The 20472-nt window shown below is 69.0% G+C and carries 18 protein-coding genes; 10 read left to right on the top strand and 8 right to left on the bottom strand.

The genetic code is table 11. From position 1 onward, the window contains the following. Nucleotide 1: 1 nt before the first annotated feature. Nucleotides 2-1378 carry a DUF1501 domain-containing protein gene (locus ACO2RJ_RS11355; protein ID WP_423268124.1) on the bottom strand — a complete coding sequence of 459 codons (1377 nt, stop codon included), beginning with the start codon at nt 1376-1378 and terminating at the stop codon, nt 2-4. A 4-nt stretch (nt 1379-1382) separates the two neighbouring features. After that, on the bottom strand, nt 1383-2735 hold the full coding sequence (locus ACO2RJ_RS11350; RefSeq protein WP_423268123.1) for a DUF1800 domain-containing protein: 1353 nt from the start codon (nt 2733-2735) through the stop codon (nt 1383-1385). A gap of 269 nt (nt 2736-3004) precedes the next feature. Between ACO2RJ_RS11350 and ACO2RJ_RS11345 the strand changes: the two genes are divergently transcribed. Further along, nucleotides 3005-4246, top strand: a complete 1242-nt coding sequence (locus ACO2RJ_RS11345; RefSeq protein ID WP_423268122.1) for an MFS transporter — start codon at nt 3005-3007, stop codon at nt 4244-4246. 9 nt (nt 4247-4255) lie between these two features. Here ACO2RJ_RS11345 and ACO2RJ_RS11340 read toward each other — a convergent pair whose 3' ends face one another. Then, nucleotides 4256-5314, bottom strand: a complete 1059-nt coding sequence (locus tag ACO2RJ_RS11340) for a biotin-dependent carboxyltransferase family protein (protein WP_423268121.1) — start codon at nt 5312-5314, stop codon at nt 4256-4258. Further along, the gene (gene pxpB / locus ACO2RJ_RS11335) at nt 5311-6060 is read right to left on the bottom strand and encodes a 5-oxoprolinase subunit PxpB (RefSeq protein ID WP_423268120.1); all 750 of its coding nucleotides are present in this window, start codon (nt 6058-6060) and stop codon (nt 5311-5313) included. Before pxpB ends, ACO2RJ_RS11340 begins: the two co-directional genes overlap by 4 nt. Before the next feature lie 118 nt (nt 6061-6178). Between pxpB and ACO2RJ_RS11330 the strand changes: the two genes are divergently transcribed. Further along, entirely contained in the window at nt 6179-6955 is a 777-nt protein-coding gene (locus ACO2RJ_RS11330) for a LamB/YcsF family protein (RefSeq protein WP_423268119.1), read from the top strand. A gap of 30 nt (nt 6956-6985) precedes the next feature. Here the strand turns inward: ACO2RJ_RS11330 and ACO2RJ_RS11325 are convergent, their stop codons facing one another. Further along, complete coding sequence (locus ACO2RJ_RS11325) at nt 6986-7324, bottom strand: hypothetical protein (protein ID WP_423268118.1); 339 nt, start codon at nt 7322-7324, stop codon at nt 6986-6988. Nucleotides 7325-7469: 145 nt separating this feature from the next. Between ACO2RJ_RS11325 and zapE the strand changes: the two genes are divergently transcribed. The 8 genes from zapE to lpdA all read left to right on the top strand — a co-directional run bounded on the left by zapE (nt 7470) and on the right by lpdA (nt 18443). Beyond that, a complete protein-coding gene (zapE, locus tag ACO2RJ_RS11320) occupies nt 7470-8702 on the top strand; it encodes a cell division protein ZapE (protein WP_423268117.1) in 1233 nt (410 codons plus the stop codon). A gap of 150 nt (nt 8703-8852) precedes the next feature. Continuing rightward, on the top strand, nt 8853-9818 hold the full coding sequence (gene mdh / locus ACO2RJ_RS11315) for a malate dehydrogenase (RefSeq protein WP_423268116.1): 966 nt from the start codon (nt 8853-8855) through the stop codon (nt 9816-9818). An 86-nt stretch (nt 9819-9904) separates the two neighbouring features. Continuing rightward, nucleotides 9905-11209 (top strand): ADP-forming succinate--CoA ligase subunit beta, encoded by a 1305-nt coding sequence (gene sucC, locus ACO2RJ_RS11310; RefSeq protein ID WP_423268115.1) that lies wholly within the window; start codon nt 9905-9907, stop codon nt 11207-11209. Nucleotides 11210-11212: 3 nt separating this feature from the next. After that, complete coding sequence (sucD, locus tag ACO2RJ_RS11305) at nt 11213-12097, top strand: succinate--CoA ligase subunit alpha (protein WP_423268114.1); 885 nt, start codon at nt 11213-11215, stop codon at nt 12095-12097. A 113-nt stretch (nt 12098-12210) separates the two neighbouring features. Continuing rightward, on the top strand, nt 12211-15165 hold the full coding sequence (locus ACO2RJ_RS11300; protein ID WP_423268113.1) for a 2-oxoglutarate dehydrogenase E1 component: 2955 nt from the start codon (nt 12211-12213) through the stop codon (nt 15163-15165). Nucleotides 15166-15264: 99 nt separating this feature from the next. Next, nucleotides 15265-16614: a 2-oxoglutarate dehydrogenase complex dihydrolipoyllysine-residue succinyltransferase gene (gene odhB / locus ACO2RJ_RS11295; RefSeq protein WP_423268112.1), complete on the top strand. Its 1350-nt coding sequence runs from the start codon at nt 15265-15267 to the stop codon at nt 16612-16614. A gap of 68 nt (nt 16615-16682) precedes the next feature. Further along, the gene (locus ACO2RJ_RS11290; RefSeq protein ID WP_423268111.1) at nt 16683-17024 is read left to right on the top strand and encodes a hypothetical protein; all 342 of its coding nucleotides are present in this window, start codon (nt 16683-16685) and stop codon (nt 17022-17024) included. A gap of 3 nt (nt 17025-17027) precedes the next feature. Next, nucleotides 17028-18443 (top strand): dihydrolipoyl dehydrogenase, encoded by a 1416-nt coding sequence (gene lpdA, locus ACO2RJ_RS11285; RefSeq protein WP_423268110.1) that lies wholly within the window; start codon nt 17028-17030, stop codon nt 18441-18443. Nucleotides 18444-18498: 55 nt separating this feature from the next. Here the strand turns inward: lpdA and ACO2RJ_RS11280 are convergent, their stop codons facing one another. From ACO2RJ_RS11280 to ACO2RJ_RS11270, 3 genes are all read right to left on the bottom strand, one after another. Beyond that, nucleotides 18499-19011 carry a DUF2059 domain-containing protein gene (locus ACO2RJ_RS11280; protein WP_423268109.1) on the bottom strand — a complete coding sequence of 171 codons (513 nt, stop codon included), beginning with the start codon at nt 19009-19011 and terminating at the stop codon, nt 18499-18501. 88 nt (nt 19012-19099) lie between these two features. Continuing rightward, the gene (locus ACO2RJ_RS11275) at nt 19100-20056 is read right to left on the bottom strand and encodes a DMT family transporter (protein ID WP_423268108.1); all 957 of its coding nucleotides are present in this window, start codon (nt 20054-20056) and stop codon (nt 19100-19102) included. Between the two features lie 162 nt (nt 20057-20218). Then, nucleotides 20219-20383 carry a hypothetical protein gene (locus ACO2RJ_RS11270; RefSeq protein ID WP_423268107.1) on the bottom strand — a complete coding sequence of 55 codons (165 nt, stop codon included), beginning with the start codon at nt 20381-20383 and terminating at the stop codon, nt 20219-20221. Nucleotides 20384-20472: the final 89 nt, after the last annotated feature.

The raw sequence follows: 20472 nt of genomic DNA, 5'->3' as shown, positions 1-20472 counted from the left end.
CTTACGGCGCGGGATAGGCGGCGCGGTACTGCGCGACGCCGGAGACGGGCCGGAGAGGCGCCTCGGAGGAACCCGCTGCGGCGAGCACGGAGGACGCCGGGAGGGCGGCCTGGGCCGTAGCTCCGCGGATCAATCCGGCCATCGGCTTGATCGCCTGGCTTTCCGGAAAGATTGTCTCGTCGAGGATCTTCGTCGGCACGCCGACATGATCGCGCAGCACGCCCTTGAAGACCGCGCGCAGGTCGGTCGTCGCCCTGAGGTCGCTGCCGTCCAGCAGGTCCTTGTTCGCGATGCCGGGCCAGTCGCCGTAGACCTTGCCGCCCGCCACGGCGCCGCCGGCGAGCAGCGCGACGGCGCCGACCCCGTGGTCGGTCCCGCCGCCGCCGTTGACGCGCACGGTGCGGCCGAATTCGGTGACCATCACCACGACCGTGCTCGGCCAGATGCGCGCGGCGGTGTCGCGGAACTCCTTGAGCGCGACGTCGAGCTCGTTGAGCGAGCCCCAGAGGAAGCCCGCCGTCGTGCCCTGGTTGGTGTGGGTGTCGAAGTTCGACACCGACATCACCGCGATCCGCGGGCCGTCCGGCGCGGAGAGCAGCCGCCCGGCGCCGCGGAAGGTGCGACGGAACTGGCTGATGTTCCCGTCGTCGGACGACGTTTTTTCCGCCAGCGCGTCGGCCTTCATGCCGGCGGCGAGCGCGGAGTAGAGCGCCGGATCGCGCCGCCGGAGCAGCGTCGTCACGGCGCCCGTGATGCTCTCCGGGGGATGGGAGAACCAGGTCGGCGACCAGCCGAGCACGGGGGCCGGCCCGCGCAGCAGCAGCGGCGCCTCGCCGACCTGGATCGCGCCCCGGCTCTTTATCTTGGATCCCGCCGGCATCACCGTCAGCAAGCGGTTGAGCCAGCCGGTGGCGTTGGAGGCCAGGCCCGGCAGGCCGTTTTCCAGATTGTCCTGGCCCTCGAAATGCGAACGGACGCGGACCGGAACGCAGGTGGCGTGCACCGCCGCCGCCTCCTTGGCGCGGTACATCGCGTGGAAGGAGGGGAGGGCGGGGTTCAGGCGGAACAAATCGTCCGCCAGGTCGAGCGTCGCCGAACGCGGCAGGGCGATGTCGCCGCGCATCGCGGCGTAGGCCCGGTCGCCATGCGGCACGACGACGTTTATGCCGTCCATGCCCCCGCGCAGCACGACGACGAGCAGGCGCGGGTCGGAGACGCCGGCATGGGCGGACTTCGGCAGGTACGCCGCGGAGAACAGGCCCGCGGTCACGCCCATCATGGCGCGGCGCGAAAGCAGCCTGCGCGACTCCTCGCAACCTTCCGCGGCGGCGGCGCAAAGGGCGGGGGGAGGCTCCTCGTGGCGGTGATCGTGGTCCAAGGGCCTATCTCCGCTGAAACTCGGGCGACATGAACAGCAGCGTGAGCGCCGAACGCGTGTCGGGGATCCAGGTCAGGGCGTCGGCCAGGTCTTCCGACAGAGCCGCGCCGTAGAGCGAGCGGGCGAGCTTCAGCGGCTGCCTCACGCCCTCGCCGAACCGGTCGACGACGAGCATCGCGGTGTCGAGCCGGATGGTCATCCCGTCCGGGTCGAGCCAGGCGTAGCTCTCGTCCGGGTAGCCGTCCGGGGCCGGGCGCTCCCAGGGCAGGTCGTTGAGCGCCCTGAGCGGCTCGGTGAACGCCCAGCGGTTCTCGTCGACATAGCTCGTGCGCATCGCGCGGAACTGGGCGATCGCAAGCTCGTAAGGGGTGCGGATCTTGCGCATCGGCTCGTTCCACGCCTCCGGCAGCGCGATGAGGGCCAGCGCCGTCGCCTTGAGGTCGCCGCCGGTCTTGCGGAACGCGTCGGCGACCGGGTCGACCATGGCGGGGGTCGGCTGGTCGGTGATGAAGTGGCGGACCAGCTTGAAGGCGAGGTGCTCGGCGGTGGCGCGCTTCCTCGCGAGGTCGATCAGCACCCGCTGTCCGCGCTTCACGCCGTCGTTGCGATACGTCTTGCCGAGAATCGTGATCGGACCCGGCTCATGCCAGTCACGGCGAAAGATGAACTGGCCCCGGATCGACGGCGCTCCGCCCTCCCAGCTCGAATCGGCCTGCCAGCCATTGACGTAGGACCAGCCGGTCAGGGCCTTCGCCATCGAGGTGACGTCGGTCTCGCTGTAGCCGCCGCCGGCTCCCAGCGTGTGGAGCTCGAGCAATTCGCGGCCGAGATTCTCGTTCAGGCCGCGTCGCCACTCCTTGCCGCGCTTCGAGTGCGGGCCGATCGAATCCTGGTTGTCGAGATAGCGCAGCATCGCCGGATGCTGGATCACGCCGCGCAGCATGGCGGTGAAGTCGCCGAGCACGTTGGCGCGGATCACCTCGCGCTCGAGCTGACCGTAGGAGCCGCGGATCACGTCGTCCTTGTTGATCGACATCGAGAAGTGGTTCGACCAGAACAGCACGAGCCGCTCGACGAAGCCGATCTCAACCGACAGGTGCTTCGCGATCCGGGCGTCGAGCTCCTTGCGGCGGTTGGCTTCGGCGGCCGCATAGCCGTTCTGGGAGTCGCGCAGGGCGACCCGCTTCGACGGCAGGTCGGAAGCGTCGATGAGCGCGACGTCCGCCTGCTCGAGCTCGGCTTTCAGCGCGCCGCGCGGATCGTCGCCGATGCGCTCGAGCGCGCCCGGACGCGGGCCGAGACCGAATCGTTGCAAGGCGATGCGCGCCCGTTTGGCGCCCGCGACACTCAACGCCATCGACGAGACGGTCCCCCGACCTTCCGCGAATCAACACCCCGCGGCCGTTCAGGAACGATGGCAGCGAAAGATTTCCGTTGCATCAACCTGCCTCTTTGACGGCGAACGCGGTCTGAACGCGGTCGAGACAATTGCGTCCTTCGTGGGAAACGTGGGCCCGCCGGTGGCCGGCATGGCCGCCATGCGCCATGTTGCATTGCGACATCGCCCCCGGGTCGCCACCCCTTTTGGACGCCGCGCTTCCGCTCCGCTTCGCCGAAGGAGAAGACATGACGAACCTTTGCGACGCGAACGAGGTCTGCGAACTCGGGCTCGCCCCCACCGCCCGCGGGGAAGCGCCGCCCTTCGGCGCCGCGCCTGCCCTGTTCGCGCTGTCCGTCGGAGGGTTGGCGCTCGGGACCGGCGAGTTCGCCTCGATGGGCCTCGTGCCGAACGTCGCCGCCGACCTCGGCGTCACCATCCCGCAGTCCGGCCACACGATCAGCGCCTATGCGCTCGGCGTCGTGGTGGGCGCGCCATTGCTCGCGGTTCTGTTCGCGCGCGCGCCGAAGCGCGAGCTGCTGATCGGGCTGATGATCTTCTTCGCGATCGGCAACATCGCCAGCGCGACGGCGCCGGGCTACCTGTCGCTGAACATCGGACGCTTTCTGGCGGGGCTTCCGCACGGCGCCTATTTCGGCGTCGCGGCGCTGGTCGCCGCAGCCCTCGCGCCCCCGAACAAGCGAGCGCAGGCGGTCGGGCTGGTCATGCTTGGCCTGAGCGTCGCGAACGTGGTGGGCGTGCCGTTCGCGACCTGGCTCGGGCAGACCTTCGGCTGGCGTTACGCCTTCTTCGCGGTGGCCGCGATCGGCGCGGTGGACGCCGCGCTCGTCTTCCTGTTCGCGCCCCGGATCCGGGTCGAGGCGGGCGCCAGCGCGCGGCGCGAGCTCGCGGCCTTCGCGTCGCTGCAGGTGTGGCTCACGCTCGGCGTCGCCGCCATCGGCTTCGGCGGTATGTTCGCCGTCTACAGCTATGTCGCGCCCACGCTGACCGAAGTGACCGGGCTGCAGGCCTCCACGGTGCCGGCGATGCTTGCGGTGATCGGCCTCGGGATGATCGCCGGCAACACCGTGGGCGGCTGGCTCGCCGACCAGGCGTTGAAGCCGGCGCTGATCGGTTTCCTGCTCTGGAACGTCACGGCGCTCGCGCTGTTCACGGTGACGTCGTCCAATGTCTGGCTCGCGACGATCAACCTGTTCGCGATCGGCTGCGGCATCGCGATCGGGCCGGCGGTCCAGACCCGCTTGATGGACGTCGCGGCCGACAGCCAGACGCTCGCGGCGGCGCTGAACCATTCCGCCTTCAACCTCGCGAACGCGCTCGGCGCCTGGCTCGGAGGGCTCGCGATCGCCGCCGGCTACGGCTGGACGTCGCTCGGCTGGGTGGGCGTCGCGCTTGCGCTCGGCGGGCTCGTGATCCTGCTGGTCTCCTTCGCCGTCGAAAAGCGCGCAAGCGCGCTCAGCACGGCCTGAAGGGAGGCCTCAGCGGGGTAGGGCGTCCTCGTCGTCGTGGGAGGCCGCGACGACGCCGCCGATGAGATTCGCGCTGTAGAGCAAACCGGGGTCGAGCCGCGCCTGGTCGGCGACCTCCCGGATGGCGGAGATCGCATGTGCGACCTCTTGCTCGTGGGTCGCGCGCGCGACTTCCGCCTGGCGGCGCGTGACGGCGATGAAACGGACGGCGTCGCCCGGGCGGCGCCGGAACAGCAACGGCAGATCGGCGGAGATGACGGTCGCGATCTTCGGGTAGCCGCCGCTCGTTTGAGCGTCGGCGGCGAGCACGATCGGCCGGCCGTCGCCCGGGACCTGGATCGAGCCCGACACCGTGCCGTCGGACACCAGGTCGTGGCCGCGGGCGTGCGCGATCGCCGGCCCGTCGAGCCGTAGTCCCATGCGGTCGGCCTGGCGGGAGACGGCGTAGTCCGCGGACAGGAAGGTCTTCAGGCCGTCTTCTGTGAAGCGGTCGTCCTGCGGGCCGAGAACCACCCTGATCGGCTGGTCGAGACCGGCGTCGAGCGGCGCGGCGAGAGCGCACTCCGGTCGTTCGGCCGCGTCCTCGGTCCGTCCGGCCAGCCGATCGCCGGTCGTAAGAGCGCGTCCGTCGAGACCGCCGAAGGCCCCCGGCCGGCAGGTGGCCGCGCTGCCGAGCCGCGGCTCCACGGCGAAGCCGCCTTCCACCCCGAGATAGGCGCAGGCCCGTGCGTCGAACGCTCGGACCGCGAGGCGCTCGCCGGCCTTGAGTCGGGCGCTCCGACCGGAGGGGACGGGGTGGCGGTCGCCGCTCTCATGGACCACCTCCGCCTCCGCCCCTACGATCGCGACGCGGACATGCGGGGCGACCGCGCGCAGCGTGGGTCCGCGGTAGAGCATCTCCAGCGCCGGGGCCTGCTCGGGATTGCCGACCAGGGCGTTGGCGAGCCGCAGCGCGACCCGGTCGAGCGGGCCGGAGACCGGCACGCCGACGCGCCGGAAGCCCGGCCGGCCGAGATCCTGGATGGTGGCGGCGAGCCCGCCGTCGACCACTTCGAAGAGCGGGATCACGGCGCGATCTCCTCGCTCTCCGGACTCCAGTCGCCGCGGTCCACCGCCGCGACAAGGTCCTCATAGGCGTCGCGCGCGACGGGTTCGAAGCGCACGGCGTCGCCCGGCGCGAGCAAAGCGGGGCGCTCCCAGCGGCTGTCGAACAGGCGGACCGGCGTCGCGCCGAGGATGCGCCAGCCGCCGGGGCTGTCGAAAGGATAGACCGCGGTCAGCGTGGTCGCGATCGCGACGGAGCCCGCCGGCACGCGGGTGCGCGGCGTCTTCAACCGCGGCAGGTCGAGCGCCTCGGGAAGGTCACCCATATAGGGAAAACCCGGCGCGAATCCGATCATGTAGACGTGGTAGTCGACGCCGGCGTGCAGCGCGACGACCTCCTCGGTCGAGAGCTTCGCGGCTTTCGCGACGTCCTCGAGGTCGGGCCCGAGATCGGCGCCGTAGCAGGCCGGGACGCGCCAGAGCCGGCCGCTCCGCGCTTCGGCGCGCCCGTCGTCGAGCAGGGCGCCTAGCGCCTGTTCGAGCGCGTCGCCGGAGGTCGCGAGCGGGTCGTAATGCACCATCAGCGACCGGAAGGTCGGCACGGTCTCGACGACGCCCTCCAGGCCGGCGGCCGAGACGCGCGCGTCGAGCCGCAGCACGGCGTCGCTGACCGTCCGATCGATCGCGTCGCCGAGCTCGATCACAAGCGCCGTGTCGCCGCTCGCGAGGAAGCGGGGCTTCGCCGGGACGGGGCGGGTCGCGGCGCTCATGGCGCGGCGGGTTCAGTCGGGAACGTGGTCTGGGCCATGCGGATTTTCCGCGTCGGGGTTACACATCGGATGGCGGCGCCAGGTCTTGTGCGGCCGCGTCGAACATGGCGAGGACGGCATGGCGCTCATGATCAATCTCAACGCCGACATGGCCGAAGGCTTCGGCGCCTACGACATCGGCGACGACGACGGGCTGCTGAAGATCGTTCGCTCCGCCAACGTGGCCTGCGGCTTCCATGCCGGCGACCCCCTCACCATGCGGCGCGTGGTCGCCGCGGCCAAGCAGCATGGGGTGAGCGTGGGCGCCCATCCCGGCTTCAACGACCTCTGGGGCTTCGGCCGGCGGCCGATCGAGATGAAGGCGGAGGAGCTCGAATATCTCTTCGCCTACCAGATCGGCGCGCTGCAGGCGCTCGCGACCTATTCCGACGTCGCGGTCACCCATGTGAAGGCGCATGGCGCGCTCTACACGATGGCCGCCGTCGACCGCCCTTACGCCGAGGCGCTCGCGCGGGCCGTCCGAACCGTCGACCCGAGGCTGATCTGCGTCGCCCCCCCGGGTTCGGAGATGGAGCGCGCCGCGCGTGAGCTCGGCCTCAAAGTGGCCCGCGAGGGTTTCTGCGACCGGACATATGAATCCGACGGTTCGCTCACGCCGCGCGGGATTCCCGGCGCCGTCCTGAAAGACCCGGCGGCGGCCGCGGCGCAAGCGCTCGGCATGATCGAACGCGGCGAGGTCGTCGCGCGAGACGGGACGCGCAGGCCGATCCAGGTCGACACTCTGTGCGTCCATGGCGACGAACCCACAGCCGTCGCCCTGGCCGGCGAGGTGCGGCGGCGGCTGGAGCAGGCCGGGGTCGCGATCGTCCCGCTGACCGACCTCACGCTCGACTGACGGCGCGCCGAGTCGCGGCGGGGGCGCCGGCTATTTGTACTCTTTGAGGTTGGCCTTCTTGCCGTCCTGGAAGTCGTACATCGACTGCTGGAAATAATAGTCGTTGGTGAGCGTCGGGCCGTAGGGGCCGCCTTCGTCCTCCGCGACGCGCCCGTGACGGCGGGCTTCGCGGCGCTCGTAAGCCGTCCGGCGCTCGACGCAGACGCGCCGGGTCGCCCGGTTTCCGTCGCATCGGACGCCGACCGGTTCGGCCCGGACCTGTCCGGCCTGCGCCGAAGCCGGCGCTCCGCGATGGAGGGCGGCTGCCTCGGCCGTGCCGGCGAAGCCCAGAAGGCAGGTCGCGGCGGCGGCGGCGAACATCAGTTTCATGGAACGCTCCAAAACCTGCGGCCGAGAGCTGGCGCTGCGGCCTTGTCGGCGAAACGCCCACGTCGGCCGCGGCGTTCCGCCGTTACGCGAACGTGACGTCCGAGCCGGAATCATGCGGCTTTGACGCGCCGACCGCGGCTCTGTTATGCGGTCGCGCGTCGCAACGGCGAAACGCCTCGCCGACCGTTCTCCGGGGCTGAAGCCCATCTCCACGAACCCGACCACCCGCGAGCGCTACGAAGCGCTGCTCCGTTCCGGAGCTCTTGACCGCGATCCGGCGCAGGAGAAGCTTGTCGCCCGGCTCGACGTGCTTGAAGGCAATTTGCGGGAACGCGTCTCCGCCAAGCCCGGCGCGCTCGGCTGGCTGTTCGGGCGATCGAGCGCGCCCGCCCCGAAGGGCCTCTATGTCTGGGGCGACGTCGGGCGCGGCAAGACCCGGCTTATGGACCTGTTCTTCGCGGCCGCGCCCGTCGAAACGAAGCGGCGGGCGCATTTCCACGACTTCATGCAGGACGTCCACGCCCGCATCCACGCCGCGCGACAGGCGGCGAAGCACGGGCGGGGCGGCTCGGGCGACGTCATTCCGCAGGTCGGCGACGCGCTCGCGCGCGAGGCGTCCCTGCTCTGCTTCGACGAGTTCCACGTCACCGACATCGCCGACGCGATGATCCTCGGCCGGCTGTTCGAGCGGCTGTTCGAGGCCGACGTGGTGGTCGTCGCGACCTCCAACGTGCCCCCTCAGGACCTCTACAAGGACGGCCTGAACCGCTCGCTGTTCCTGCCTTTCGTCAGGATGCTGGAGCAGAGGCTCGACGTGCTGCGGCTCGACGCGCGCACCGATTTCCGACGCGAGAAGCTGGGCGAAGGCAAGGTGTGGATCACGCCGGCCGACGGGGACGCCGAGGCCGCGCTCGACGCCGCCTTTCTCGCGCTCGCCGGGGAGGAGGGCGCTCCCGCAAGCTTCGAGGTGCAGGGACGGGAGGTGAAGATCCCGCGCGCCGCCAACGGCGTCGCGCGGGCGAGCTTCGACGATCTCTGCGCCAAGCCGCTCGGCGCCGCGGACTTCCTCGCCCTCGCGCGGCGCTACCATGCCCTGGTGCTCGACCGCGTGCCGAGGCTCGACGAGAACCGCCGCAACGAGGCGCGCCGCTTCATGACGCTGATCGACGCGCTCTACGAGCGCAACGTCAAGCTGGTCGCCTCCGCCGACGCCGAACCCGACCGGCTGTGGACGGGAAGCGAGGGCTACGAGAGCTTCGGCTTCGCGCGCACCGCCTCGCGGCTGGTCGAGATGGGCTCGGACGAATGGCTGTCGCGCCCGCACGGGGCCGGCCACAGCGCGGCGAGCGGCGCGACCACCGGCCTCGTCGAAACGTGAGCGCGGGCCTCCGCCATGTCGAACCCCGATGGGCTGATTTGCGCGTTCAATGCCTTGAACCGCAGGCCTGATCGGGCTAGTCGAACGGCCTGACGTCTCCGGCCGCTTCGGCCCGTTCACATCCTGAAATCTGAACGAAGAGGTACCTTGATGGCCCGCAGCAAGATCGGTCTCGTCGGCGCCGGCCAGATCGGCGGAACGCTCGCCCACCTCGTCGGCCTGAAGGAACTCGGCGACGTCGTCCTGTTCGACATCGTCGACGGCGTGCCGCAGGGCAAGGCGCTCGATCTCGCGGAGTCCTCCCCGGTCGACGGCTTCGACGCGAAGCTGAAGGGCACCTCGTCCTACGAGGATCTCTCCGGCGCCGACGTGGTGATCGTCACCGCCGGCGTGCCGCGCAAGCCTGGCATGAGCCGCGACGACCTGATCGGCACCAACCTCAAGGTCATGGAGCAGGTCGGCGCCGGCATCGCGAAATACGCGCCCGACGCTTTCGTGATCTGCATCACGAACCCGCTCGACGCGATGGTGTGGGCCCTCCAGCAGTCCTCGGGCCTCAAAGCCGAGAAGGTCGTCGGCATGGCCGGCGTGCTCGATAGCTCGCGCTTCCGCTACTTCCTGGCCGAGGAGTTCGGCGTCTCGGTCGAGGACGTCACCGCCTTCGTGCTCGGCGGCCATGGCGACACGATGGTGCCGCTCGCGCGCTACTCCACCGTCGCCGGCATTCCCCTGCCGGACTTGGTCAAGATGGGCTGGACCACGCAGGAGAAGCTCGACCAGATCGTCCAGCGCACCCGCGACGGCGGCGCCGAAATCGTCGCGCTGCTGAAGACGGGATCGGCGTTCTACGCGCCGGCGGCTTCCGCGATCGCGATGGCCGAGAGCTATCTGAAGGATAAGAAGCGGGTTCTGCCCTGCGCCGCCCATCTGACCGGGCAGTACGGCGTCGACGGCATCTATGTCGGCGTCCCGACCGTGATCGGCGCCGCCGGCGTGGAGCGCATCGTCGAGATCGAGCTCGACGAGGCTGAAAAGGCTGAGTTCGACAAGTCGGTCAACGCCGTGAAGGGCCTGATCGAGACCTGCAAGAGCATCGCCCCGAACCTGGGAAAATGACGAGCGCCGTCGCCGCAATTCGTGTCGTGCGTGCTTCGAGACGCCTTGGCTGACGCCAAGGCTCCCCAGCATGAGGATGGTCGAGGATGGGCGTCCTCCACCTCCCTCATGCTGGGGAGACTCGAAGAGCCGTCTCGACGCACGCAGCACCTCTCTTCGAAGCGCCGCTTCAAACGCTTGAGGACGACCAGATGAACATTCACGAATATCAGGCCAAGGCCTTGCTGCGGACGTTCGGCGTTCCCGTCGGCCGCGGCGTGCCGGTCACGGCGGTCGAAGAGGCTGAGGCCGCGGCGGCCGAGCTCGGCGGTCCGGTGTGGGTGGTCAAGTCGCAGATCCATGCGGGCGGCCGCGGCAAGGGCCGCTTCGTGGAGGCGGAGGCCGGCGAAGCCGGCGGCGTGCGGCTGTCGCGCTCGGTCGACGAGGTGAAGGCGAACGTCGCCCAGATGCTCGGCCGGACGCTCGTGACCAAGCAGACCGGGCCTGCGGGCAAGCAGGTGAACCGCCTCTATGTCGAGGAAGGCTCGGAGATCGCGAAGGAGTTCTATGTCTCCGCGCTGGTCGACCGCACGACCGGCCGCGTCGCCTTCGTCGTCAGCACGGAAGGCGGGATGGACATCGAGGAGGTGGCGCATTCCACGCCGGAGAAGATCGTCACGCTGACGATCGATCCCGCGACCGGGGCGATGCCGCATCATGGGCGGAGCGTCGCCAAGGCGCTCGGCCTGACGGGCGATCTCGCCAAGCAGGCGGGCGTCCTGGTCGAGCAGCTCTACGCCGCCTTCGTCGGGACCGACATGGCGATGCTGGAGATCAACCCGCTGATCGTGACCAAGGGCGGCGAGCTGAAGTGCCTCGACGCGAAGGTCACCTTCGACTCGAACGCGCTCTACCGCCATCCCGAGCTCGCCGAGCTACGCGACCTCACGGAGGAGGACGCCAAGGAGATCGAGGCCTCGAAATACGACCTCGCCTACATCGCGCTCGACGGCACGATTGGCTGCATGGTGAACGGGGCGGGCCTCGCGATGGCGACGCTCGACATCATCAAGCTCTACGGCGAGGAGCCGGCGAACTTCCTCGACGTCGGCGGCGGCGCGTCCGAGGAGAAGGTCACGGCGGCGTTCAAGATCATCACCGCGGACCCTCAGGTGAAGGGCATCCTGGTCAACATCTTCGGCGGCATCATGAAGTGCGACGTGATCGCACGCGGCGTGATCGCGGCGGTCAAGACGGTGGGACTCGAGGTTCCGCTGGTGGTGCGGCTCGAGGGCACCAATGTCGAAGAAGGCAAGAAGATCATCGCCGAGAGCGGGCTGAACGTCCTGTCGGCCGACGATCTCGACGACGCCGCGCAGAAGATCGTCGCAGCCGTGAAGAAGGGGAACTGAGCCATGGCCGTGATGATCGACGCCGAGACCAAGGTGATCTGCCAGGGTTTCACCGGCAAGAACGGCACGTTCCATTCGACTCAGGCGATCGCCTACGGGACGAAGATGGTCGGCGGCGTGGCGCCTGGGAAGGGCGGCCAGACGCATCTCGACCTTCCCGTGTTCGACACGGTGCTGGAGGCGAAGGAGGCGACGGGGGCGCAGGCCTCGGTGGTCTACGTGCCGCCCCCAGGCGCAGCCGACGCGATCTGCGAGGCGATCGCAGCCGAGATTCCTCTGGTGGTGTGCATCACCGAGGGCGTTCCCGTGCTCGACATGGTCAAGGTGAAGCGGGCGCTCGAAGGCTCGAAGACGCGGCTGATCGGCCCGAACTGTCCGGGCGTCGTGACGGCTGGCGAATGCAAGATCGGCATCATGCCGGGCAACATCTTCTCCCGCGGCACGGTGGGCGTTGTGTCGCGTTCGGGCACGCTGACCTATGAGGCGGTGTTCCAGACGACGCAGGAGGGCCTCGGCCAGACCACGGCGGTCGGCATCGGCGGCGACCCTGTGAAGGGGACCGAATTCATCGACGTGCTGGAGATGTTTCTCGCCGACGACCGCACCGAGCAGATCGTGATGATCGGCGAGATCGGCGGCTCGGCGGAGGAGGACGCGGCGCAGTTCCTCGCCGACGAGGCGCGGCGGGGCCGCAAGAAGCCGACAGTGGGCTTCATCGCCGGCCGCACGGCGCCTCCCGGACGCCGCATGGGCCACGCCGGCGCGATCATCTCGGGCGGCAAGGGCGGCGCCGACGACAAGATCGCCGCCATGGAAGCCGCAGGAATCCGCGTCTCCCCATCACCCGCGCGCCTGGGAAAAACCCTCGTCGAACTGATGAAGGGCTAAGCCCCGCCGCGACTGTCACGTCATTTCCGCAATTCAGGCGTTCAAATCTCAGCCTTTCGGCCTATATTGCAGGTGCGAAAAGGCACATTCGGTCCAAACGCAGGTCACGTCCAATGTCACGCCAGGCGGCGAACGAGGCATTCACCCGCTCCTCCTTCCTCTGGGGCGGCAACGCCGCCTATGTCGAGGACCTGCAGGCGCGCTTCCTGAAGGACCCCGCTTCGGTCGATCCGGAATGGCGCGCCTTTTTCGAGGACCTCGGCGACGAGGCCGGCGCGGTCGAGAAGACCGCGGACGGCCCGTCCTGGGAGAGGCCGAACTGGCCGGTCCCGGCCAATGGCGAGCTCGTATCGGCGCTCGACGGCAATTGGAGCGCGATCGAGGTCGGCTTCGCCCAGAAGCTGAAGGCGAAGGCTGAATCCAAGGGCCAGACGCTCACCGTCGACGAGATCAAGGACGCGACGCGCGACTCCACCCGCGCGCTGATGATGATCCGGGCCTTCCGCATCCGCGGCCATCTCGCGGCCGATCTCGATCCGCTGAAGCTTGAGCAGCGGCCCGATCGCGAAGAGCTCGACCCCGCGTCCTACGGCTTCGGCGAAGCCGACATGGATCGCAAGATCTTCATCGACTACGTGCTCGGCGTCGAATTCGCGACCGTCCGCGAGATGCTTTCGATCCTGAAGCGGACCTATTGCGGCACGCTCGGCGTCGAGTTCATGCACATCTCCGAGCCCGGCGAGAAGGCCTGGATTCAGGAGCGCATCGAGGGGCCGGACAAGGGCATCGCCTTCACGACCGAAGGCAAAAAGGCGATCCTGAACAAGCTGGTCGAAGCCGAGGGCTTCGAGAAGTTCCTCGACGTCAAATACACAGGCACGAAGCGCTTCGGCCTCGACGGCGGCGAGTCGATCGTTCCGGCGCTCGAGCAGATCATCAAGCGCGGCGGCGCGCTCGGCGTGCGCGAGATCGTGTTCGGCATGGCCCATCGCGGCCGTCTGAACATCCTCGCCCAGGTGCTGGCGAAGCCGCATCGCGCGATCTTCCACGAGTTCAAGGGCGGCTCCTGGACCCCCGACGAGGTCGAGGGCTCGGGCGACGTCAAATACCATCTCGGCGCCTCGTCGGACCGCGAGTTCGACGGCAACTCCGTGCATCTGTCGCTGACCGCGAACCCGTCGCATCTCGAGATCGTCGATCCCGTGGTGCTCGGAAAGGTCCGCGCCAAGCAGGATCAGCACATGGACGTCGACCGCGTCCGCGTCATGCCGATGCTGATCCACGGCGACGCGGCCTTCGCCGGCCAGGGCGTGATCGCGGAGTGCTTCGGCCTGTCCGGCCTGAAGGGTCACAAGACCGGCGGCTCGCTGCATTTCATCATCAACAACCAGATCGGCTTCACGACCAGCCCGCGCAACGCGCGCTCCTCGCCCTATCCGTCCGACAGCGCCAAGATGATCGAGGCGCCGATCTTCCACGTGAACGGCGACGACCCGGAGGCTGTGACCTTCGCCGCCAAGATCGCGACCGAATTCCGGCAGAAGTTCCACAAGCCGGTCGTGATCGACATGTTCTGCTACCGCCGCTTCGGTCACAATGAAGGCGACGAGCCGGCTTTCACCCAGCCGCGGATGTACAAGATCATCCGCAGCCATCCTTCGACGCTGGAGATCTACGCCAAGCGGCTCGAGGCCGAAGGCGTGATCAGGCCGGGCGAGGTCGACGAGATGCGCGCCGCCTTCCGCGCGCGGCTCGAAGAGGAGTACGAGGCGGGCCAGGCCTACAAGCCCAACAAGGCCGACTGGCTCGACGGTCGCTGGTCGGGAATCAAGGCCTCGCGGGACTATGACGATCCGCGCCGCGGCAAGACCGGCGTGCCGCTCGACCGGCTGAAGGAGATCGGGCGCAAGCTCTCCTTCGCGCCCGAGGGTTTTCAGGTCCACCGCACCATCAAGCGGCTGCTCGACACCCGCCGCAAGATGGTGGAGGACGGCGAGAACCTGGACTGGGCGATGGCGGAGGCGCTCGCCCTGGGATCGCTGCTCGTCGACGGCAAGCCCGTCCGGCTGGTCGGCCAGGACGTCGAGCGCGGCACCTTCAGCCAGCGCCATTCGGTGCTGACCGATCAGGAGACCGAGGCGCGCTTCACGCCGCTGTCGAACCTGTCGCCGGACCAGGCCCGCTTCGAGGTCATCAACTCGATGCTGTCGGAAGAGGCCGTGCTCGGCTTCGAATATGGCTACACACTGGCCGAGCCGAACGCGCTGACGCTGTGGGAGGCGCAGTTCGGCGACTTCGCGAACGGCGCGCAGGTCGTGATCGACCAGTTCCTATCGTCCGGCGAGCGCAAATGGCTGCGCATGTCCGGCCTCGTGATGCTGCTTCCGCACGGCTATGAGGGGCAGGGGCCGGAGCACTCCTCCGCCCGTCTGGAGCGCTATCTCCAGATGTGCGCCGAGGACAACATGCAGGTCGTGAACTGCACGACTCCGGCGAACTACTTCCACGTGCTGCGGCGCCAGCTGGTGCGCGACTTCCGCAAGCCGCTGATCGTCATGACGCCGAAGTCGCTGCTGCGCCACAAGCGCGCGACCTCGCCGCTGTCGATGATGTCCGAAGGCACGGTGTTCCACCGTCTGCTGTGGGACGACGCGCAGCTGTCGCCGGGCTCGACCGTTCAGCTCAAGCCGGACGACCAGATCCGCCGCGTCGTGATGTGCTCGGGCAAGGTCTATTACGACCTCGTCGAGGAGCGCGAGAAACGCGGCATCGACGACGTCTACGTCCTGCGCGTCGAACAGCTCTATCCGTTCCCGGTGAAGGCGGCGGTCAGCGAGCTGTCGCGCTTCAAGCAGGCCGAGGTGGTGTGGTGCCAGGAGGAGCCCAAGAATATGGGCTCCTGGTTCTTCGTCGAAGATTACATCGAGTGGGTGCTGAACCAGATCGGCGCGCTTCACCGTCGGCCGCGCTACGCCGGCCGGCCGGCTTCGGCCGCGACGGCGACGGGGTTGATGTCCAAGCACCTCGCGCAGCTGCAGGCCTTCCTCAATGACGCGCTCGGCGAGTAGCGCGGCGACCAATGACCGGGCGGCTTCGGCGCCGCCGGCGAAAGCGGGTCACAAAGCCCGCGGCGACAACCGGGAGGCCCCGACAGAGGGCGCGATCTGATGGCCACTGAAATCCGCGTTCCCACGCTGGGCGAATCCGTCACCGAGGCCACGATCGGCCGCTGGTTCAAGAAGCCCGGAGAGGCGGTCAAGCAGGACGAGCCGATCGTCGAGCTCGAGACCGACAAGGTGACGCTCGAAGTGCCGGCCCCCGCCGCCGGCGTGCTTGGCGCGATCGAGGCGAAGGACGGCGAGACCGTCGGCGTCGGCGCGCTGCTCGGCTCGATCGACGCAGGCGAGGGCGCGGCGGCGGCTCCGAAGGATGCGAAGCCGGCCGAGCCGGCCAAATCCTCCGAGCCGGCCAAGTCCTCTGAGCCGGCCAAAGCGGCGCCCGCCAAGGGCGAGGCCCACAAGCCGATCAAGGACGACGCCAACGAGACCAAGCCCAAGGAGGCGCCGAAGGCGAATGGCGGCGCGGCGCCGCCCGCGGATGCGGGCCTCGCGCCCTCCGTCCGTCGCATCGCGGAGGAGAGCGGCGTCGACCCGTCCGCGGTCCAGGGCAGCGGCAAGGACGGTCGCGTGACCAAGGGCGACATGCTCTCCGCGACCGAGGGCGGCGCGTCCGCCAAGCCGGCCCCGGCGCCCGCCGCGTCTCCGACCGCTCAGCCCGCGCCGGTTTCGGCGCGCGCGCCCTCCGCGCCGGATGACGCGGCGCGCGAAGAGCGCGTGCGGATGACGAAGCTGCGCCAGACCATCGCGCGCCGGCTGAAGGACGCCCAGAACAGCGCCGCCATGCTCACGACCTTCAACGAGGTCGATATGGGCGAGGTCATGGCGCTGCGCGCGAAGTACAAGGACGTGTTCGAGAAGAAGCACGGCGTGAAGCTCGGCTTCATGGGCTTCTTCGTGAAGGCCGTCATCCAGGCGCTGAAGGACATTCCGGCGGTCAACGCCGAGATCGACGGCGACGAGCTCGTCTACAAGAACTATTACCACGTCGGAATCGCGGTCGGGACCGACAAGGGCCTCGTCGTGCCGGTGGTTCGCGACGCGGACGCCAAGAGCCTGGCCGAGGTCGAGTCGACCATCGCCGACTACGGCAAGCGCGCCCGCGACGGAAAGCTCGGCATCCAGGAGATGATGGGCGGCACCTTCACCATCACCAATGGCGGCATCTACGGCTCGCTGATGTCGACCCCGATCCTGAACGCGCCGCAGTCGGGCATTCTCGGGATGCACAAGATCCAGGAGCGCCCGATGGCCATCGGCGGCAAGATCGAGATCCGCCCGATGATGTATCTCGCGCTGAGCTACGACCACCGCGTGGTCGACGGCAAGGAAGCCGTGACGTTCCTCGTGCGCGTCAAGGAGACGCTCGAGGATCCGGCGCGGCTGATGATGGACCTCTGAAGGCGCGTCGCCGCCTTGGAGCCGCCTCCGAGCCTCCGGCGTCCGTCACAGGGCGGCCTCGACGTGCCATGAACGCTCCGACGAACACGCCGTCAGATCCGCCCGAGGTCGCCGCTGCGATTGCGGCGCGAAAACAGACCCTCCACCGGCAGACGATCATGGCGATCGTCGGGCTGATCGCGGTCGCGTTGTTCCTGAATGTCGACGTCAAGGACCACGACCGCATGGTCTCCGGGCTCATCATGGTCGTGCCGTGGATCATCGGCCTGTCGGTCGCGATCTTCCTCCTCAACCGCTGGACGCTGTCGATCCAGTCCAAGCTCATACGGCGCGACTTTGCTCAGGCCGCCCCCGTCGGCGGCGCGCCGACGTCCCGCCCGACCCGAACAAACAAGAGAAAGCGGACCTGACCCATGGCTGACACCACTGGCGCCTACGACCTCATCGTCATCGGCACGGGTCCCGGCGGGTATGTCTGCGCGATCCGCGCGGCGCAGCTGGGCCTGAAGGTCGCTGTGGTCGAGAAGCGCGCCACCCATGGCGGCACCTGCCTCAACGTCGGCTGCATCCCCTCGAAGGCCCTTTTGCACGCCTCCGAACTGTTCGAGGAGGCCGGCCACGCCTTCGAGAAGATGGGCATCGGCGTGCCAGCCCCGAAGCTCGACCTCAAGAAGATGCAGGCCTTCAAGGACGAGGGCGTCGCCGGCAACGTCAAGGGCGTCGAGTTCCTGCTGAAGAAGAACAAGGTCGAAACCTTCCACGGCGTCGGGAAGATCCTCGGCGCCGGCAAGGTCGAGGTGACGCCCGACAGCGGGGAGAAGCAGACGCTCGAAGGCAAGTCGATCGTGATCGCGACGGGCTCCGACGTCGCGCGGCTGAAGGGTCTCGAGATCGACGAGACGAGCATCGTGTCCTCGACCGGCGCGCTGGAGCTGACCAAGGTCCCGAAGAAGCTGGTCGTGGTCGGCGGCGGCGTGATCGGGCTGGAGCTTGGCTCGGTCTGGCGCCGGCTCGGCGCCGAGGTGCTTGTGGTGGAGTTCCTCGACCGCATCCTGCCGGGCATGGACGTCGACCTCGGCAAGCAGTTCCAGCGCCTGCTGTCGAAGCAGGGCATGGAGTTCAAGCTCGGCTCGAAGGTCACCGGCGCGACGAAGAAGGGCTCCCGACTCGCCGTGACGGTCGAGCCCGCCGCCGGCGGCGACGCCGAGACGATCGAGGCCGACGTCGTGCTCGTCGCGATCGGCCGCGTTCCCTACACGGAAGGGCTCGGCCTCAAGGAGGCCGGCGTCGAGCTCGACGAGCGCGGCCGGGTGAAGACCGATGCGCACTTCAAGACCAATGTCGACGGGATCTACGCCATCGGCGACGCGATCGCGGGGCCGATGCTCGCGCATAAGGCCGAGGATGAGGGCATGGCGGTCGCCGAGATCCTTGCGGGCAAGGCGGGCCACGTGAACTACGGGGTGATTCCCAACGTCGTCTACACCTATCCGGAGGTCGCCTCGGTGGGGCGCACCGAGGAGGAGCTCAAGGCGGACGGGGTCGACTACAAGGCCGGCAAGTTCCCCTTCACCGCCAACGGCCGCGCCAAGGCGAACGGCACCACCGACGGCTTCGTGAAGGTGCTGGCCGACGCCAAGACCGACCGGGTGCTCGGCGTCCACATCGTCGGGCCGGACGCGGGCACGCTGATCGCGGAAGCGGCCGTCGCGATGGAGTTCAGCGCGTCGTCAGAGGACATCGCCCGCACCTGTCACGCGCATCCGACGCTGTCGGAGGCGGTCAAGGAGGCGGCGCTCGCCGTCGAGGGCCGCGCGATCCACATGTGACGGGGCAGGCGGCTCCGTCGGCGCGCGGCGGGCAGGTCGAAGCCGCGGAGCCGCCTCAGATCGGCAACTCGACGCCGCGCTCCCGGAGGATGTCGCGGAACGCCTGATCCATCCGGGCGATCACCTTGGGCGACGCGGCCATGGAGGCCTGCAGGCTTTCCGCCACCATTCTCGGCATCACCCGGAGCGCCTTGCGCCCGGTCGGCGACCTGTAGAAGGCAAGCATGTCTCGAAGCTCGTCGGCGTCGAAATATTTGGCGTAGAGCGCAGGCGTCCCGGCGAGGAGTTCGTGGGCGTTGTCGGATACGAGGCGGATATAGACCGAACGCAGCTCCGCGATCGACGCGGCCGGGGCGGTTTCGAGCTCACGCCTGATCTGTTTCTCATAGGCCAGCCAGGTGCGGGCGACGAGATCGTCGACGAAGCCGTCGGCCGCGACTTCGTCCACCAGCTCGTTCGCGAGCGACAGCGTCTCGGGCGGCGCCTGCTGAGCGACGGACGGCGCGGACAAGAGCGCCGCGAGGCTGAAAACGACCGCGAGAGCGACGGTCCGGCATGTCATGCGCATGAGCCAATCCCCCGATTGAATCACCGAGCGCTCAGTAGACCACAGTTTCGGCGGATCGCCGCGGCGCGTAAGTCGCAGGCCGGCGTTTTCAGCGACGCTCCGACAACGTGAACCAGCCGACGCCGGCGACCACGAGGAGGGCGCCCGCCACGTCGACCGGCGTCACCCGCTCATCGAGCAGGACCGCGGCGAGAGCGAGCGTCGCGATCGGGCTGACCGTGCCGATCGCGGCGTTGGCCTGCGCCGAGATGCGGTGCAGCGCGGCGCTCAGCAGGAAGCTCGGAGCGACGGTGCCGACCGTCGCGAGCAGCGCGCAGATCGCCCACGCCCGCGGCGTCAGGCAGGCGAGGATCGAGAGGTCGCGCACCACGAGAAACTGCGCGATCGCCACGGCGCCCGCCGCCGACATCGCGAGGCAGGTGAAGAGCTTGGGTCCGATGCGCCCGATCAGGCCTTTCGCGAACAGCTGGTAGAGCGCGAAGGCGAGCGCCGACGCCAGCACCAGAAGCGCGCCTGTTCGCGTCGCCTCGAGCCCCGCGACGTCCGCGTCCTTCACGAACACCAGCGCGAGCCCGAGATAGCTGACGCCCGCCGCGGCGAGCGCGCTCGCGCGGAACGGCTGGCGGAAGAAGGCGGCCCCGAGCAGCACGGTGAACAGCGGATAGGTGAACAGGATCAGGCGCTCGAACGGCGCCGAGACATAGACCAACCCGAGGAAGTCCATGTAGCTCGCGAACCAGTAGCCGAGCGCTCCGACGGCTCCGATCGCGAGCAGGGTCCGGCCGTCGAGCGCCGCAGGCCTGCCGGCGCGCGCCACCGCCGCGGCGCCGATCGCGGCGTAGATCGGGACCGAAAGCGCCATGCGCAGCGCAAGCAGCGTCTCGGTGTCGACGCCCTCGGCGTAGGCGAATTTTATGAAGACGCCCTTGGAGGCGAACAGCACGGCGCCCGCCATCGCGAGGCCGTAGCCGGCCCACGGCGTCGCCGTCCGGCGGGAAGCCGCGGCGGGAACCGTTTCAGGATCTACGGGCGGGGGAGCGGTCAAGCGGCGCGGGCCTCGGCGGGACCCGCGGGTTAGCATCCGCGACCAGCCGCGGCCATATCCGGCGGCGCAACGCCGCCCATCCCCGCGCGCAAGCGCGGTGCGCATGACGACCGGCCGGGCGCGCCCGCCCGACCGTCAAACCTCATTCGACAGTCGAGACGCCTACTTCGTCTGGGACGACGAAGCGCCGGTCCCGTTTTGCGCGGTCTCGTAGGAGCCGCCATCCGTCAGCGAGGCGGACTTGTTCGAATAGGGGCAGGCGAAGGCGGAGCTTGTGAGCGCCACGGCGAAAGCGGCGGCGGCGAGCGCGGAAGCGAAGGTCTTCATCGCGTGAGGTCTCCTTCGTGGTTGGCGTCGTCGCGGACGACGACCATGTTCGGAAGGCTAGCACGTCGCTCCCCGCCGGCTACCCCGGA

The organism is Hansschlegelia sp. KR7-227, assembly GCF_049446035.1.
Taxonomy (GTDB): Bacteria; Pseudomonadota; Alphaproteobacteria; order Rhizobiales; family Methylopilaceae; genus Methylopila.
The sequence above is the reverse complement of the archived record's forward strand: the minus strand, read 5'-3'. Positions and strand labels throughout refer to the sequence as shown.

Coding starts and splice junctions, on each gene's coding strand:
- ACO2RJ_RS11350 (WP_423268123.1), bottom strand. CDS start 2,735: ATGGCGTTGAGTGTCGCGGGCGCCAAACGGGCGCGCATCGCCTTGCAA.
- ACO2RJ_RS11345 (WP_423268122.1), top strand. CDS start 3,005: ATGACGAACCTTTGCGACGCGAACGAGGTCTGCGAACTCGGGCTCGCC.
- pxpB (WP_423268120.1), bottom strand. CDS start 6,060: ATGAGCGCCGCGACCCGCCCCGTCCCGGCGAAGCCCCGCTTCCTCGCG.
- ACO2RJ_RS11330 (WP_423268119.1), top strand. CDS start 6,179: ATGGCGCTCATGATCAATCTCAACGCCGACATGGCCGAAGGCTTCGGC.
- ACO2RJ_RS11325 (WP_423268118.1), bottom strand. CDS start 7,324: ATGAAACTGATGTTCGCCGCCGCCGCCGCGACCTGCCTTCTGGGCTTC.
- zapE (WP_423268117.1), top strand. CDS start 7,470: ATGCGGTCGCGCGTCGCAACGGCGAAACGCCTCGCCGACCGTTCTCCG.
- mdh (WP_423268116.1), top strand. CDS start 8,853: ATGGCCCGCAGCAAGATCGGTCTCGTCGGCGCCGGCCAGATCGGCGGA.
- sucC (WP_423268115.1), top strand. CDS start 9,905: ATGGGCGTCCTCCACCTCCCTCATGCTGGGGAGACTCGAAGAGCCGTC.
- sucD (WP_423268114.1), top strand. CDS start 11,213: ATGGCCGTGATGATCGACGCCGAGACCAAGGTGATCTGCCAGGGTTTC.
- ACO2RJ_RS11300 (WP_423268113.1), top strand. CDS start 12,211: ATGTCACGCCAGGCGGCGAACGAGGCATTCACCCGCTCCTCCTTCCTC.
- odhB (WP_423268112.1), top strand. CDS start 15,265: ATGGCCACTGAAATCCGCGTTCCCACGCTGGGCGAATCCGTCACCGAG.
- ACO2RJ_RS11290 (WP_423268111.1), top strand. CDS start 16,683: ATGAACGCTCCGACGAACACGCCGTCAGATCCGCCCGAGGTCGCCGCT.
- lpdA (WP_423268110.1), top strand. CDS start 17,028: ATGGCTGACACCACTGGCGCCTACGACCTCATCGTCATCGGCACGGGT.
- ACO2RJ_RS11280 (WP_423268109.1), bottom strand. CDS start 19,011: ATGCGCATGACATGCCGGACCGTCGCTCTCGCGGTCGTTTTCAGCCTC.
- ACO2RJ_RS11270 (WP_423268107.1), bottom strand. CDS start 20,383: ATGAAGACCTTCGCTTCCGCGCTCGCCGCCGCCGCTTTCGCCGTGGCG.